Source organism: Streptobacillus canis (assembly GCF_009733925.1).
Classification (GTDB): domain Bacteria; phylum Fusobacteriota; class Fusobacteriia; order Fusobacteriales; family Leptotrichiaceae; genus Streptobacillus; species Streptobacillus canis.
On record NZ_WOEI01000017.1, the window covers coordinates 21,604 to 36,723 of the forward strand.

The following is a 15,120-nucleotide window of genomic DNA, read 5'->3' on the forward strand; positions in this document are numbered from 1 at the left end:
GAAAATGATAGAATTTTTTATAGCAAAAAGACACATATTTGAAAGAAAATTTCAATCTATAGTATCTATCCTTGGTATCGCAATTGCTTTAACAGTATTTGTTGTTTCACTTGCAATTTCGAATGGACTTAAAAATAATATGTTAAATTCTATACTTTCACTTTCTCCACATATAAGTGTTGATATTTATCCAAAATACCAAGAAGATTATGAAAGTATTACAAAAGAATTTGATAAATATAATTTTAAAAATATTAATCATAGAATCCAATCTCAAGGTTTAGTTAGTGTAAATGGTTTATCTACATCTACTTTAATTATTGGTACTAACCTTGATAATTTAGATATAAATATAATTGAAGGAAAAATTGAAAATGAAGATTTAACCTCTGTTTTAGTAGGAAATGAATTTATAAAAAAAACAGGAACTATGGTAGGGGATGAAATTACTGTAGTTACATCTGAAATGAGAGAAATAAAATCAAAAATTTCAGGTATATTTAAAACAGGTTTTTATAATTATGATTCAGATTTACTTTTATTTCCAATTGAGACACTTCAATTATTAGAAGAAAGAGGAGAGGTTGTATCTAGTATATCTATTTTAGTAAACAATCCCACTAAAACAGATCAGTTAGACAATTTAGTAAGAGATATAAACGAAAAATATGGAGATAAGGTATTTGCTAGAAGTTGGAGTATGGATAACCAAAGTTTATTGAGTGCAATTAATTTTGAAAAATTTGTTTTAATCTCTATACTTAGCTTAATTATTTTGATAGCATCATTTGCTATTTCAGTAATTTTAAATATGATTGTTAGAGAAAAAATTACAGATATAGGTATTTTAAAAGCAATGGGATATAAAAATAGAAATATTTTAAAAATTTTCTTATTTGAAGGATTAATTATAGGCATAACAGGAATGATTTTATCAGTTATTCTTTCACCAATATTAATTATTATTCTAAAAATGATATTTAAATATTATGTTACATCTACATATTATTTAGATACTTTACCTATCAGTATTAGTATTTTTGAAATGATAATAATATATTTAATATCTTTCCTTTTAATACTTGCTTCAACAATTATGCCTTCAATTAAGGCATCAAAAATGAATCCAACGGAAGCAATTAAATATAATAATTAGGTGATAAAATGTTAGAGTTAAAAAAAGTAAACAAAACATATACAACTAAAGCAGAAAAAATTGAAGTTTTAAAAGATATAGATTTTAGATTTGAAAAAGGGGATTTTATATCAATACAAGGTAAATCGGGTAGTGGTAAAACTACACTATTAAATATATTAGGTTTACTTGATAGAGTAACAGGTGGCGATGTATTTATAGATAATATTAATATCAAAGATAATGATTTAACTGAATTAAGAAAACAAAAAATTGGTTTTGTATTTCAATTTCACTATCTATTAAATGAATTTACTGCACTTGAAAATGTTACAATACCTGCCTTAGTAAATAGCAAAAAATCTAAGAAAGAGATTGAAGAAAAAGCTATTAATTTATTAAAAGAAGTAGGGCTTGAACATAGAATTAATCATAAACCTCAAGAGTTATCTGGTGGTGAAAAACAAAGAGTTGCAATTGCAAGAGCACTAATTAATGATCCTGAAATAATACTTGCAGATGAGCCTACAGGAAATTTAGACTATGAAACAAGTAATATGATTAATGAATTATTTGTAAAAATTAATAAAATGGGTCAAGGAATAATAATTGTTACTCATAGTATTGAACTTGCTAATTTAGCCAAAGTAAAATATAAGATAGAAAATGGTAAATTAAAACAAATTTAAACTTGAAAAAAAAGATTTTGATGGTATAATATAGTAAGGAAGCAATGAAGGGAAGTGCTAATTATGAAAATTATTATTAGTGGAAAACAATTAGAAATGACAGAACCTATTAAGGAATACGTTGAAAGTAAAGTTTCTAAAATTACAAAATATTTAGAAAATATAACTGAAACTAATGTTACTTTAACTGTTGAACCAACTAAGTCTGAAGGAAAAGTTTATAAGGCTATAGCTACGGTTTATGCTCCTAATAAAACTATTAGACTTGAAGAAAGTGATTCAGATTTATATGCTGCAATAGATAATTTATCTTCAGGTTTAGAAAGACAAGTTAGAAAATATAAAGAAAAAATGAAAGATAGAGGTGAATAAAAAATGAGAGCTTTAGCTCTCATTTTATTTAAAATAAAGCTTGACATTAATGTTAAATAATGGTACTATATTAATATAAATTGTAATCATTACAAATTTAAAATAAAATCAGGAGGAATAAAGATGAATAAAACAATCGATGCATTAAATGTATATTTAGCAGACTTAAATGTATTCTATAGAAAGGTTCAAAACTATCACTGGAATGTAGTAGGACAAGGATTCTTTACAGTACATGCAAAATTAGAAGAAATATATGATGGAGTTAATGAAAAAATAGATGTAATAGCTGAAAGAATTTTAGCTATAGGTGGAAGACCATATGGAAATATGAAAAAATATTTAGAAATTACTTCAATTAAAGAAGCTAATGATGAAGATATTTCAGTAAAAGATTTATTAACAGTATTAATTTTTGATACAGAAAATTTATTAGCACAAGTTAGAAATTTAAAAGAAATCACTGATGAAGAAAAAGACTTTGGTACAAGTGCTGAACTTGATAACCATATTACTGAATATGAAAAATTACTTTGGATGTTTAAAGCATATATAAAATAATGTTTGAAAGCTAGATAAAATCTAGCTTTTTTATTTTATAGCGTACTAAAAAAGTACTAAAAATTTTAAAAATGATAAAAAATTTATCTTTTACTTTAAATTGTCTAAAATATTTATAGCCTTATCATTTTCTTTTTTTTCTTTATATAAATGTGTATAGATTTGTAATGTGATATTACTGTTGCTATGTCCTAGTCTATTTGATACACTTGCAATGTCTAAGCCTTTATTGATTAATAAGCTAGTGTGTGAGTGTCTAAAGCCGTGTAATGTAATATGCGGTAGGTTATATTCAATTATAATTCTTTTTAAACATAAACTGTAATTTTCTCTTGTTGCAAATATATTAAAATTATCAATTTTAGGTAAATTGTCAGTATAAGACTTTAATAGTTCTATTATGTTTTGTGGTAATGTTATTTGTCTATAACTAGCGTTATTTTTAGGAGTATTTGAAAATGTACTTGATATTCTAGTCTTATTAATGTTTATAGTGTTGTTGTTATAGTCTATATCTTGTAATGTTAGTCCTGATATTTCGCCCGGTCTTGCCCCACTATAAAACAATAAATTAAAATAAGCCCTTGTTTTAATATCATAATGTTTTTTCAGTATATTATCAAAGTTTTTAAAATCTTCATAAGTCCATATATCTTTTATTTTCTTATCTTTTTTAAAATTAAATTTAATACCTAACAATACATTGTCTTTTAAATGGAAATAAGTACAAGCATAATCAAAAACTTGTCCTAGAAATTCATATACTTGTTTTTGTCTTATAGGTCTATCATTATAAGTGTCTATAAAATTATATATGCTTTTTTTAGTTATATCATTTATAACAATATTATTGAAATGTTCCATTACTTGCTTAGCAATAATATTGTATTGTTTTTTAGTATTGTATTTTAAATTGTCTTTAGTTTTTAAAAATTCAGTAATTAAAGTTGAAATACCTATATTTTCAGTTCCATTGTGTAAAGCTAAATAATCATTTATAAAGTCTTGTGCCTCTTTTTTAGTATTAAAGCCTTGTCTTTTGATTTGTTTATTATTGCCTTTATGGTCTTTACAATTGAATTTAACAAGCCATTTGCCATTGTCCATTTTTTTATAATGTGCCATACATACCACCTCTTTTTACTTTAATATTCTTGTAAAATATGGTATAATAAGTTGAGTGTAAAACATTATACCATTTATGTTTTTTATGATATTTTGTGTGAAAAATTAAAGCTAGTTTGAAGGACTAGCTTTTTTGTTGTTTATATATTTATTCTATTTCTAATATTTTGTTAAAAAACTTTTCAAATGCTATTTTTAACTGTAACAAATCTTCTTTGTCTAAACTAAACTTTTTTTTAGATATAATCTTTGTCTTGTCTATTTCTCGAATTTTTCTTAACTTAATAAAAGCATATTCATATTTTGGGTGTTTTTGATATTTTTTATTATCTATAGTAAAGCCCCCTCTATACTTTTTACCTATTTTTTTACTTGTTATGGGTGCTATCAATAAAGTATTATCTTTTTTATTTATTTCACTTAAAACAAGTCCAAAATGTTTGCCTTTTAAAATTCTTGTTTTTTCATTGTTGTTTGGTAAATCTATTAAATATACTGAAAATAATTCAATCATTTTTACTTTACTCCTTAAAAAAAATTAAGCATACCAAATGATATGCTTGCGTCCGTCCTTAACGAATAAGGCTTATAATCTTTTTTTTAACCGTCCTTAACGAATAAGGCTTAATTTAATATATCATTTTTTGTAATTTTTGTCAATAAAATTTTACTTTTAAGGTAATTTTTGTTTATTAAAAGTATATGTTTTAGCATACACCTCTATTTTCAATTTATAGCCTATTCTAGCCACTTTAGGCCCTTAGCCTTATAATGTGTTATCTTATACCGATATTGTTTAAAACAGCCTATCATTTGGAGTTGTTATTTGATTTACTATCTAAAAATTCTATAAAGTCGTTTGCTTTCTCGAGATTATCAACGTTTAAATTGACTAACATTTTAAGTATTAGAGTAAATAGCTTACGTTTTTCTATATTATTTAAATGTTTCATATTTTCTTCTATTATTGTTATTATTTCTAATTTAAAGTTTGCGTCTTCGTCAATTTTAAAATCATAAAATTTTGCCTGTGATGTTCTTACTTTAAATGAAGTAACTAAATCTTGTAACTGATAATTCCATTTTTTTGTATTTGATTCAATTTCTTTAGTTGGTTCAATTAATAAAAAAAGCGGTACATTTAAACTTTTTGACAGTTTTTGTAGTTGTTTCATTGGAATATTTTTTATTTTACCTGTTTCATACCTTGATATATTAGCCTCAGTAGTTCCTATCATATCCGCTAATTCTTTCATTGTAATTTTTTGAGATTTTCTTAATTCTCTAAGTTTTTCACCAATATCTTTCATATTTTGCACCACCTCTACCTTGATTATAACACTTTATTTTTTACGTGTAAAGTAAGAAATGAACTTAAAATATAAAATTTTAGTAATATTTTTTTAAAAACTTACTTGACAATTAAGTTGATATATTGTAAACTTACATCATGAGTAAGTTGAAAAGTGAGGTGTAAGCAATGAAAAAAAATACAAATATAGCAAATGTAGGTTTAAATTTAATGTATTTTAGAAAAGTTAAAGGACTAAGTATAAACGATGTAGCTAGTAAGTTGAATATGAACTCAATAGCATATGCTAAGTATGAAAAGGGTACAGTAAATATACCTTTAAATAAATTGATAGCTATATGCAAAATTTTAGACTTAGATTTAATATTACAAGCTAACCAATAAAGGAAGATAAAAAATGAAAAAACTAAAAAAGCTAATTGCAAATATTAGAAAAAGTAACAGTATGGAACAACTGAAAGAGTTGGAACATATAAGGGTAAAGCTATGTAAGAATATTTTTAGAAAGTGAGGTATGAAAGATGTTAAAGAAAACATTAAAGATACTAGAAATATTAAAATATTTTGTGTTTTTAGGTCTAATGAATTATGTATCTATTGAAGATATACAAGGAATTAAAACAACTATATTAATGTTTATTTTAGTTGTAGGTTTAGAAATGGTAGCAAGGGTTGAGTGTAAAGATTTTGAAATATAGGAAAGTTAAGGAGTGATTAGAAAATGAAAGAAACAATAAAAGAAATTGATAAACAATTTGAAACATTATTTGATAAACATAAAAAATTCTTTTCTTTTATAGATGTGTGTAGTGACAGTTTTGAAATTAATGGTAATTTAAAAAATGATTTTTATTTATGGGGCATTATAGAAGATTTTATACAAGAAGAAAATAAAATAATTGAAGAATTAGATGTATTAATAACTAAATTAAAAGTAAACAATATAGAGGAGTGATACCAATGGAAAGTAAGGAACAGTTAAAATTAAAAAAAGAAATATTTGACAAAGCATATGATAATAGCAGTAAGCTTGTATCATTTATTAATTTAATAGATAAGGCCCACAAAGATACTGACGGGGTAAAATTAGATTTTAATATATTTGATATGGTAATGTATTTGGTCAAGAATATAGATAATGATTTGACTAAGCTAGAAACTATGATGTAATTTAGGGCCTTGTAGATAGGTAAAAATTTAAAATATAAGATAGGAGAAGATAAACGATGTTAAATTTAAAGATTAGAGAAAATAGAAAAATGGAGAAATGGGAAATTGAAAAGATAATATATGAGCTTGTGGAAATAAAAGATAAAATTTTATATCTAAATACAATAGTAGAAACTACAACAGGGACTACTTTAGATAAAGGTACGATCATAACTTTATTCAATGATTTTTTTGAGGAATATAAGACACAATTACATAATTTATTTTTACTATTAGATAGTAAAGAGCTTGATAACTTTAAAAATAATATAATACCTGCAATAAAAAAAGATAGCAATATAACTGATGTAGAACTTGAAGAATTAGAAAAAATGGTAAGTTATTATGAATTAAAGCCTTTATATTATGGGGACGGACAAAATGGAGGTTATGAATTAGTGTATAGTTTATTTGATTTTAATAGATTTTATACTTTAGGGCCTAAATTAGCCAATTTTATGTGGGAGCTAGCCAATGAGATATTAGAGCTAATAACTGAATTAGAAAAAGAAAATAATTAAACAGGAGGGATTAAGATGTTAAATAATAGAAAAATGAAAATACAAAGATTAGAAAATGAATTAAAAGAATTAAAAAAGGAATTAGGGGAACTTATAAAAAATCAAATAGAATTACCTATAAGACTTGATATAAATGGAACTGATGGACTAAAAGAGGAGATACCAAGATTAAAACAAGAATATTTAAAAGGTAATATTGATATAGATACATTTATTGAATTGGTAGGAACTAAATATACAACAATAGGATTTGACTTAGGACAACAAGAAACATTAACCATATGTGAATATGAAAGTGATATAGAATTAAAAGAAAAAGAATTAAAATTCTTGAAATATAAAACAAATAATAAGAGAGTTGGTAAAAATGAAAAACATTAAATTTGATAAACAGGTTGCAAAAATGTTATATGAACTATATTTTATTATAGGCATTAGATACATAGAGGACGAGAACGGAGAAATGCACGAACTACAAGGCGATGTAATACTAAAAAAATACAATAAATATTATGGGAATTAAAAAAGGAGATGTTAAAAATGCTAGATAGTATTGATATTAATTATTGTGAAAAAGATAAAATAATTGGGTATGAGTTTATAACAAGCTTTTTAGGTTGTAGCCCTGCGACTGCTTGTAAATATATTAAGAAAGCCAATGAATTAGCTAAAAATGAGGGAATAGAACTTTTTATAAAAGGAAAAACAACCTTAAGATACTTTTACCGTGTATGTGGAATAGCAACTAAGGTTGTTTAGATAATTGATTATAGATAAGTGAGAGTAAGGCCCTCACTCATCTATATTATAACATGGAAATGTAAAAAACGCTAGTAAAGGAAAACATATGAATAATTTGGAGGAATAAAAAATGAATAAAAAGATAAGTAAGGAGTAAGGGAATAAATGAGTATGAAATATATTAGATTAAAAGAAGATAAAAGCCCATACAGTAATTACAACAATACTACTGAAGATTTAAAGGTAGTAGAAAAGTGGGACAATGTAGGTATGATGTTACCTGAAAATATAGTTGTAGTAGATTTTGACAGTAGGGAAGATATAGCACAAGATATATTAAATAAGTCAAATGATAAGCCTAGAGCGATTAAAACTGATAGGGGTATACATTTATACTACAAGATACCTGAGGCCCTCAAAATCAAAAATAACAGCAAAGTTTTAACAGTCTTAGGTTGTGATGTGGACTATAAGACAGGACAAGATAAGAAAAAGCAATATATTATTATTAAAAGGTATGGAAAAGATAGGGAAATATTAAGTAATACATCACTTGAAGATTTACCTAATATACCACTTGAATTAATGCCTTTATCATTTAAAGACAGTGTTAACCTTGTTAATTTAAACGAGGGTTCTAGAAATGATAGCTTATTTAAACATTTAGCTAATGCTAGAAATAGATATAAAAAATTAAATGATAAAGATGTACTGCGACAACTAGCACTTGTTATAAATAATTATATGGTAGAACCTTTAGAACATAAAGAATTAGAAAACATTGTAGAAAGTGTAATGAAATATGATGTTAATTATAGTTATCAAGACAACGAACAATTTTATAATACCTTAAAAAATGGTAGTAAAAAGATAAATATATTTAAACTAAGTGATTATTTACAAAGTACATTAAATTTAACAATATTCAATGGTAATATGTTTTTTAAATTAAATGACAAATATACTGAGGATGTAGGAACTTTATATACTTTTATTTCTAAAGATATGCACTTAAATTTAACAAAAAAGGAAGATGTAGAACTTATACATCAATTATCTAAAACTCATAATACCTTAGACTTAAATAGTGATTTATTTATAAGGTTTAACAATGGTTATACATTGAATAGAAAGGGAGAAATAGAAGAAAATATAAACGATAATTTTACACCTTTTTATTTAGATGTTACATATGATCCTAAAGCATACAGTCAAGATGTTTATGATTTTCTTATGTGGTTTATGTCTAATGATAAAGAAATGTTTGAGTATATTAAAAGAATACTAGGACATATACTTATGTATAGGAACTATCCACAGTTTGCCTTTTTCTTTATAGGTGCAAGCGGTAGAAATGGTAAAAGTACATTTTTTAAAATGGTAGCAAATACTTTTGAAAATGTAGTGTCTTTTCTATCTATTGAAGAAATGAACAAGGAAACTAATTTACCATTAATGCAAAGTAAATTAGTCAATGTAGGGGACGATATAAACAACGCCTATATTGAAAATTCTAGCATATTTAAAAGGGTAACATCAGGGGAAGTAGTAATGTCAAGAGCTTTATTCAATATGAGTAGGCCCCAAAGGAATTTTGCAACTTTATTATTCTCTTGTAATGATATGCCTAACTTTAAAGATAAAACAGGTGGAATAGAAAGAAGAATAAGAGGTATACCTTGTGATAATACAGTAAGTGAAGATAATATAGATTATGGTTTAATTGATAAACTTACTACATCACAAGCTAAAAGTTATATACTCAACCTAGCTATTGAAGGTATGCAAGATATATTAAGAAATAAAGGGAAAATGAACGAGCCTAAGAAAGTTTTAGAGTTAAGCAAGGAATATATAATTGAAAGTGATAGTGTAAAAAGTTTTATTGAATACTTAAAAGAAGAAAATATCGACTATTTATATGAGGAGCCTTTTACTGTATATCATAATTATATAATCTATTGTAATGATTATGGTACCAATTCACTAGATAGATCTTTATTTACTAAAAGATTTACAAAGTATTTAGATTTAAAAACTGAACCTAGATATATTGAAGGTGTTAGCAAAAGAGTGTTTGTAAGAAAATAATTTACTACACTTACACCAAAAAGCACTACAGTTTACTACATTTATTGCTACACTTGTGAACATTTTGAAAAGTATGATTTTTACTAGATTTGTTAATATTTTACTACACTTACTACACTTATTTTATATATTATATATAAAAAATATTTAATAATATAACGCATAATAGGTTTATTATATTTTATTATTATATATATAAAGAGCTTTAGGGGTAAATGTGTAGTATGTGTAGTGATAGTATTTCAATGTAGTATTTATCATATTTAGAGGTACATTTTATGTGTAGTAATATGCGTAGTTGTAATTGTAGTAATATGTGTAGTATTTAGATTTAATTGTTTAAAGAAAATAAAAAAAGGAGGTATTATGTTATATAGAATTGATGTTTATTTTAATGCAAAATTTAGTAAAGAAAATAGTAGATATACCGAGAATTATAGCAATGGTTATTATAAGTATGAAATAGATATGGGAGCTAATAGTTACGAGTTGGGGCCTATTAAAGAAATAACTAAAAAAGTAAATGAGTATAATCAAGTATGCTATGAATTTTCATATAAAAACAGTGAAACAAAAACTATATTAATAGCCGATAATGTAATGGAATATCATAGATAGGTAGGTAAAATGAACTATGAACTATTAAAAAAGCTAAAAAATGTAAATGGAGTAATAAGGGTAGGTAATGAAGATGTTATAGACTTTAAAGAATTATATGATATGTACGACTTATATATAACTATAATTAGGGTATGCGCACCAATTAAATATAACCTTTTTGTATATTACCTACTAGAAACATTGAAATATCAAGTAATTGATAAAAAAATAGTAATTAGTATTCAGGATCTAAACAGGTCAAATATAAACAACTTATTAGATAAAGTACATAGTAAAGGAGCTAATTACTTGTGGGGTAGGGTCGTTGACTATGTAAATGAATTAGATAAAGAAACAAGCAAAATGCTAGAAGAAGATTAAAATATTATTATAATATGTCTAATCTTTAGAATTTATAGTCTATTTTCAAAATTAAGGGCCTTAGCCTTGCAATTTATCAAAAAAGATAAGATTTTAAAATTAGGTATGTTTTAAAGCAAAATAAGACTATATTTATATAATAAATCAATTTAATAATTAAACATTTACAAAATAAATAGATAAAAAGAAAGGAATTAAGATAAGATATGATACTAAAAAATAATGATATAGAACAAGCAAGAAAATTAATAAAAGTTGGTTATGGTTCTAATGTAGAGATAGTAAGAGTTTATAAAGAAGATAATCAAAAAATGATAGCTTTAATTGATGTATTAGAGCATTTAGGTTATGAGCCTAGAGAAGAAGAAAGAAGAGGAGTACAAACAAGCAAATATACTAAATGTATAAAAAATGGTGTTAAGAATAAAAAGGACTTACTTACAAAATTTAGTGGTATGCAAACAACTAACCTTGTAAATGATGTAGCATTAATGGAAATAATAGCAAATGAAAAAGGTTATAAAATATTAAATAGTGAAGAAACTAAAGCATATAATGAATATTTAAAGACACTTAAGAAAGGGTAAGCAATGAAAGATTTAAAGATGTTTAATATTTTAGATTTATTAAAAAATTATCATAAGTATAAGCTTATGCCTGAATATAAAGATACAGTAGATAAAATAGATATGATCCTGAAGGCACTTAAAAAGGAAAAATATTACGAGATAATAGAACTAAGACTTTTTGAAAATAAAACAGTACAAGAAACAATGGAAATAATGCATATAAGTTATGGAACTTACAAGAGATATAGGTATAAATTAGTAAAATTATTTAGTAGGTTATGGTATGGACTTAATAGCTAAATTAGAAAATATCAAGGGGTCTATATATGTCAATGATAATCATTTAATTGATTTTGATAGTTTATATACTGAATACTACAATAAACAGTTTTTAGAGTTTTTAGAACTCAATATATTAAGTAAAGGACAATTTATATACAATATCATAAATAAATATGGTTATGTGGTAGAAAATGGACTTATGAAGGTAAATATCAAAGATAATCAAATTAAGGAATTAAAAGGGTTAATGGTTAGGAATTTTAGGTAAGTATCTGGCCATTTTGGCCACCTTAAAAAGAAAAGTATCTTGAGTTTTTTGAGTCCCTAAAAAGAGGAATGTTGACTTTTGTTGACTCAAAAATATATAGAACCTTATAAAACCTTATATCAAAAACTATATAAAAACCTGACAAAACCTGACACTGAAATATATAAAATGCTAACAAATGCTAACATAAAAAACTATAAAAACCTAACAAAACTTGAATTGAAAATGTATCTATAATATCGGTATTTATCGGTATATTCAAAATGTCGATATTTGTCGATATATTGAAAAATTACGGCAAAATACGGCAATTAAAATATAAAGGGGTAATATATGATAGTTGAAGAACTGATACAAGCTAGAAAATCAAAAAATATAGGTAGGTACTTATTAGGTAATTATCATACCTATTTAGAGGAATTAAAGGAACTAGATTATAAAATAGACAATATAACTGACAATAATTATATGCCCTCTTTATATATTAGCCCTTTAGCTAATTTAGGTAATAAAGTACAAGGGGGTAGAAAAAGACAAGATCTAATTATTCAAAAAGAATATATGCAAGAAAAAGGCAAGGAAAAACTAGAAACACAAAGAAATGAGATTAAAAGACTTATAGCCTTACTTGATAGATGTATTGAACTATCAAGCTTGAATAGTTGGTGTCAGTTATTAAAAGATACATATATCAATAGAACAGTAATAGAAGATATTAAAAAAGATAATTTAAAATATGCTTTAAATGATTTTAATATTAATTTGATAAATACTTGTAATGCTAGCAATGAACTAGCTATAAGCCTTATATTTAAGGAAACTTTAAACAATGAGCCTAAATATAAGCCTATAAATAACAAAAGACTTGAGAAAGTGAGAGAAGAACAAGAGAAACAAGCTATATTTAATGATAAGCTAGAACAAGACTTATTAAGTATTTTATAAGGTCTAAATAAAGGGCCTTTTTTATTTGGTGAAAATCTTTTAAAAATCATAGCTAGAGACAAAAAAGTCTTTACTTTTATTATTAGATATGGTATAATTATTATGTAGAAAGGAGGTACAAAGTAATGTTTGGTAGTATACTAAAACAAATAAAAAAAGCATTAAACAAAATTAATAACATATCATTTGAAACTAAAATAATAATCTTGTTAATGCTTATTCAAATTTTAATTGCCTTAATTAAATAAGGTTAAAGGTTAGAGGGTTAGCCCTCTAGCCTTAGTATACTATGATATTAAAAAAAAATCAAATATTAGGAGTGATAAGAAATGACTAAAATTATTATGATAGCTATTTCATTAACTGTTATAGCTTTAGTATTATATAAAGAATTTAAAAACAAAAAATAAAGGGGTATTTATGGAAACTAGAGGGAGAAAGCCAACGGGAAGAGTAAGAGATAAAAGCCTTAATTTTAAGTTTACACAAGAGGAGTTAAACAAGATTAATTTAAAATTAGAAAGTACTAAAGAAAAAAACAGGAGTAATGCCCTTTTAAAATTACTTAAAATAAAATAATTATGATTAAAGATAGATTGTTAATAGATCTATCTTTTTTATTATTAGTTATGTAAACGGTTGCATAAAAGGGTAGGGGGGAAGTCAAAAAAGTTTTGCTTATTGCCTTTTGGTACCGCGTCCTCTCTATTTTGTGGAGAAATCCCGAAAACTCACGAGGGGGAAAGAAAAAATATTTTCTTTTTTAAGATTTATATTTTTTGTAGGTCTTTTCATTTTAAAAAAAATATGGTATAATTAATTAAGAATTAGAGGTAGAGGATTGAAGCATCTACGCACCGAAGTGGTCAAAAGAGACGATGGGTAGCTACGCCATCCTAATTCTAAATTATTAATACAAGGACGGAAAATGTCATACCGTCGCCCCTTAAGTGGAAGGAGATGTAGGGACTTGACACCTACTGTATAAAAAACAAGACAGGTATTAAATTACTTGTCTTTTTTATTTATATCTATAAAATATATAGAATAGAAAGCCAAATAAAGCCCATAGACAAGAATTGTTTTTATTTTAGGGTATTTGTACCTTTAATTTTTAATTTAGGCCCGTTCTTGATTATTTAAAAGATTAGAGGTATACTAATACTGTATTAAGAATAAAAATACAATTTAAAAATTAGCACCTTTTAGAAATGTAGTAAAATCAATTATTAGAGAGATAAAAAAAGAGTACTAAAAAGGTACTAAAAATATTAAAAAAGGGTAAAAATAGACTAAAAATCTAAAAAGTGATTTTTTCAAAAGCTAGTAAATACTAATCTTTTAAAGTGATAAAATTTTATAATATAATTAAAGCATATATTAAATAAGGTGCTACAAAGCTAGTAAATACTAGTATTTTGTAGACACAAAAATGAAAAATGATACTAAAATGATACTAAAAAATAAAGACTAGTTTTTTTCTAGTCTTTTTTTGTTATATGTCTATTTTTTCTAATATCTCTATTGCTTTATCTTTTTTATTATTTTCTTGATAAAAATGTGTGTATATTTGTAATGTTGTTTGACTGTTTGAGTGTCCTAGTCTATTTGATACACTTGCAATGTCTAAGCCTTTATTGATTAATAAGCTAGTGTGTGAGTGTCTAAAGCCGTGTAATGTAATATGTGGTAGGTTATATTCAATTATAATTCTTTTTAAATATATACTGTAATTTTCTCTAGTTGCAAATATATTAAAATTATCAATTTTAGGTAAATTGTCAGTGTAAGACTTTAATAGTTTCATTATGTTTTGTGGTATTGTAATAAGCCTATAACTGGAATTGTTTTTAGGACTGTTTGAAAATGTACTTGATATTCTAGTCTTATTAATGTTTATAGTGTTGTTATTATAGTCTATATCTTGTAATGTTAGCCCTGATATTTCCCCGGGTCTTGCACCATGTCTGTGTTAATATAAGAATGTAAGATTATGACTAAATAAGAATGTAGGATATTAGTAAAATTTAAAAGGAAGGAGATAGAAATTCAAACATGATTAAATAACTTAATATTAGATATTAAGTATAGTATAATATTCATTGATAGGAGAATATGATATGACTTTAAACTCAATAAATAATATTGAAATAAATACTGTTATGGATTTATACAAAATAAAGAAAATAATGGAAGCAGAAGCTATAGAAAAGGTAAATTATTCAGAACTAGGTAGAGAACTTAATAAAGATCCAAGGACAATAAAAAAATATATACATACAGACACAGAAAAGTTAAAAATTAAGAAAAGAATATTTG

Annotated in this window: 24 protein-coding genes and 1 pseudogene; 21 read left to right on the forward strand and 4 right to left on the reverse strand. The window is 24.8% G+C overall.

The genetic code is table 11. The annotated features are described in order from the left end of the window. Positions 1 to 4: 4 nt before the first annotated feature. The 4 genes from GM111_RS05320 (at position 5) to GM111_RS05335 (ending at position 2,757) form a co-directional block, all read left to right on the forward strand. Complete coding sequence (locus tag GM111_RS05320; RefSeq protein ID WP_156299873.1) at positions 5 to 1,156, forward strand: ABC transporter permease; 1,152 nt, start codon at positions 5 to 7, stop codon at positions 1,154 to 1,156. 8 nt (positions 1,157 to 1,164) lie between these two features. Beyond that, complete coding sequence (locus GM111_RS05325) at positions 1,165 to 1,824, forward strand: ABC transporter ATP-binding protein (RefSeq protein WP_156299875.1); 660 nt, start codon at positions 1,165 to 1,167, stop codon at positions 1,822 to 1,824. 63 nt (positions 1,825 to 1,887) lie between these two features. Further along, a complete protein-coding gene (gene hpf, locus GM111_RS05330; protein ID WP_156299878.1) occupies positions 1,888 to 2,196 on the forward strand; it encodes a ribosome hibernation-promoting factor, HPF/YfiA family in 309 nt (102 codons plus the stop codon). Between the two features lie 123 nt (positions 2,197 to 2,319). Next, positions 2,320 to 2,757 (forward strand): Dps family protein, encoded by a 438-nt coding sequence (locus GM111_RS05335; RefSeq protein WP_156299880.1) that lies wholly within the window; start codon positions 2,320 to 2,322, stop codon positions 2,755 to 2,757. 90 nt (positions 2,758 to 2,847) lie between these two features. Here the strand turns inward: GM111_RS05335 and GM111_RS05340 are convergent, their stop codons facing one another. The 3 genes from GM111_RS05340 to GM111_RS05350 all read right to left on the reverse strand — a co-directional run bounded on the left by GM111_RS05340 (position 2,848) and on the right by GM111_RS05350 (position 5,192). Continuing rightward, complete coding sequence (locus tag GM111_RS05340; protein ID WP_156299882.1) at positions 2,848 to 3,882, reverse strand: tyrosine-type recombinase/integrase; 1,035 nt, start codon at positions 3,880 to 3,882, stop codon at positions 2,848 to 2,850. 148 nt (positions 3,883 to 4,030) lie between these two features. Continuing rightward, positions 4,031 to 4,396: a type II toxin-antitoxin system PemK/MazF family toxin gene (locus tag GM111_RS05345; protein WP_156299884.1), complete on the reverse strand. Its 366-nt coding sequence runs from the start codon at positions 4,394 to 4,396 to the stop codon at positions 4,031 to 4,033. 295 nt (positions 4,397 to 4,691) lie between these two features. Continuing rightward, on the reverse strand, positions 4,692 to 5,192 hold the full coding sequence (locus GM111_RS05350) for a helix-turn-helix domain-containing protein (protein ID WP_156299886.1): 501 nt from the start codon (positions 5,190 to 5,192) through the stop codon (positions 4,692 to 4,694). A 170-nt stretch (positions 5,193 to 5,362) separates the two neighbouring features. Between GM111_RS05350 and GM111_RS05355 the strand changes: the two genes are divergently transcribed. From GM111_RS05355 to GM111_RS05425, 16 genes are all read left to right on the forward strand, one after another. Further along, a complete protein-coding gene (locus GM111_RS05355) occupies positions 5,363 to 5,578 on the forward strand; it encodes a helix-turn-helix domain-containing protein (RefSeq protein WP_156299888.1) in 216 nt (71 codons plus the stop codon). A gap of 137 nt (positions 5,579 to 5,715) precedes the next feature. Beyond that, positions 5,716 to 5,892, forward strand: a complete 177-nt coding sequence (locus GM111_RS05360) for a hypothetical protein (RefSeq protein WP_156299890.1) — start codon at positions 5,716 to 5,718, stop codon at positions 5,890 to 5,892. 23 nt (positions 5,893 to 5,915) lie between these two features. Then, a complete protein-coding gene (locus GM111_RS05365; protein WP_156299891.1) occupies positions 5,916 to 6,149 on the forward strand; it encodes a hypothetical protein in 234 nt (77 codons plus the stop codon). A gap of 5 nt (positions 6,150 to 6,154) precedes the next feature. Continuing rightward, the gene (locus GM111_RS05370) at positions 6,155 to 6,364 is read left to right on the forward strand and encodes a hypothetical protein (protein ID WP_156299893.1); all 210 of its coding nucleotides are present in this window, start codon (positions 6,155 to 6,157) and stop codon (positions 6,362 to 6,364) included. Positions 6,365 to 6,420: 56 nt separating this feature from the next. Further along, positions 6,421 to 6,924 (forward strand): hypothetical protein, encoded by a 504-nt coding sequence (locus GM111_RS05375; protein WP_156299895.1) that lies wholly within the window; start codon positions 6,421 to 6,423, stop codon positions 6,922 to 6,924. A 15-nt stretch (positions 6,925 to 6,939) separates the two neighbouring features. Beyond that, positions 6,940 to 7,305 (forward strand): hypothetical protein, encoded by a 366-nt coding sequence (locus tag GM111_RS05380; protein WP_156299897.1) that lies wholly within the window; start codon positions 6,940 to 6,942, stop codon positions 7,303 to 7,305. Positions 7,306 to 7,464: 159 nt separating this feature from the next. Then, positions 7,465 to 7,683, forward strand: coding sequence for a hypothetical protein (locus tag GM111_RS05385; RefSeq protein ID WP_156299899.1), 219 nt, complete (start codon positions 7,465 to 7,467; stop codon positions 7,681 to 7,683). Positions 7,684 to 7,830: 147 nt separating this feature from the next. Next, positions 7,831 to 9,756, forward strand: coding sequence for a phage/plasmid primase, P4 family (locus GM111_RS05390; RefSeq protein WP_156299901.1), 1,926 nt, complete (start codon positions 7,831 to 7,833; stop codon positions 9,754 to 9,756). Positions 9,757 to 10,122: 366 nt separating this feature from the next. Further along, positions 10,123 to 10,374, forward strand: coding sequence for a hypothetical protein (locus tag GM111_RS05395; RefSeq protein WP_156299903.1), 252 nt, complete (start codon positions 10,123 to 10,125; stop codon positions 10,372 to 10,374). Between the two features lie 9 nt (positions 10,375 to 10,383). Continuing rightward, positions 10,384 to 10,737 carry a hypothetical protein gene (locus GM111_RS05400; protein ID WP_156299905.1) on the forward strand — a complete coding sequence of 118 codons (354 nt, stop codon included), beginning with the start codon at positions 10,384 to 10,386 and terminating at the stop codon, positions 10,735 to 10,737. Positions 10,738 to 10,943: 206 nt separating this feature from the next. Beyond that, the gene (locus GM111_RS05405; protein ID WP_156299907.1) at positions 10,944 to 11,324 is read left to right on the forward strand and encodes a hypothetical protein; all 381 of its coding nucleotides are present in this window, start codon (positions 10,944 to 10,946) and stop codon (positions 11,322 to 11,324) included. A gap of 3 nt (positions 11,325 to 11,327) precedes the next feature. Continuing rightward, the gene (locus tag GM111_RS05410) at positions 11,328 to 11,606 is read left to right on the forward strand and encodes an RNA polymerase sigma factor (RefSeq protein ID WP_156299909.1); all 279 of its coding nucleotides are present in this window, start codon (positions 11,328 to 11,330) and stop codon (positions 11,604 to 11,606) included. Then, entirely contained in the window at positions 11,590 to 11,856 is a 267-nt protein-coding gene (locus tag GM111_RS05415; protein WP_156299911.1) for a hypothetical protein, read from the forward strand. The genes GM111_RS05410 and GM111_RS05415 overlap by 17 nt, the downstream gene beginning before the upstream one ends. A gap of 333 nt (positions 11,857 to 12,189) precedes the next feature. Beyond that, a complete protein-coding gene (locus GM111_RS05420) occupies positions 12,190 to 12,801 on the forward strand; it encodes a hypothetical protein (RefSeq protein ID WP_156299913.1) in 612 nt (203 codons plus the stop codon). 125 nt (positions 12,802 to 12,926) lie between these two features. Continuing rightward, positions 12,927 to 13,049 carry a hypothetical protein gene (locus GM111_RS08505; RefSeq protein WP_269320145.1) on the forward strand — a complete coding sequence of 41 codons (123 nt, stop codon included), beginning with the start codon at positions 12,927 to 12,929 and terminating at the stop codon, positions 13,047 to 13,049. 172 nt (positions 13,050 to 13,221) lie between these two features. Continuing rightward, complete coding sequence (locus tag GM111_RS05425) at positions 13,222 to 13,380, forward strand: hypothetical protein (RefSeq protein ID WP_155732483.1); 159 nt, start codon at positions 13,222 to 13,224, stop codon at positions 13,378 to 13,380. A 916-nt stretch (positions 13,381 to 14,296) separates the two neighbouring features. On the opposite strand, the pseudogene GM111_RS05430 reads toward GM111_RS05425, so the two are convergent. Next, positions 14,297 to 14,758 (reverse strand): annotated as a pseudogene (locus tag GM111_RS05430) (site-specific integrase); the annotation flags it as partial. Between the two features lie 163 nt (positions 14,759 to 14,921). On the opposite strand from GM111_RS05430, the gene GM111_RS05435 reads away from it, so the two are divergent. Next, positions 14,922 to 15,120 (forward strand): hypothetical protein (locus GM111_RS05435; RefSeq protein ID WP_408022639.1); only part of this gene is annotated, 199 nt, incomplete at its 3' end.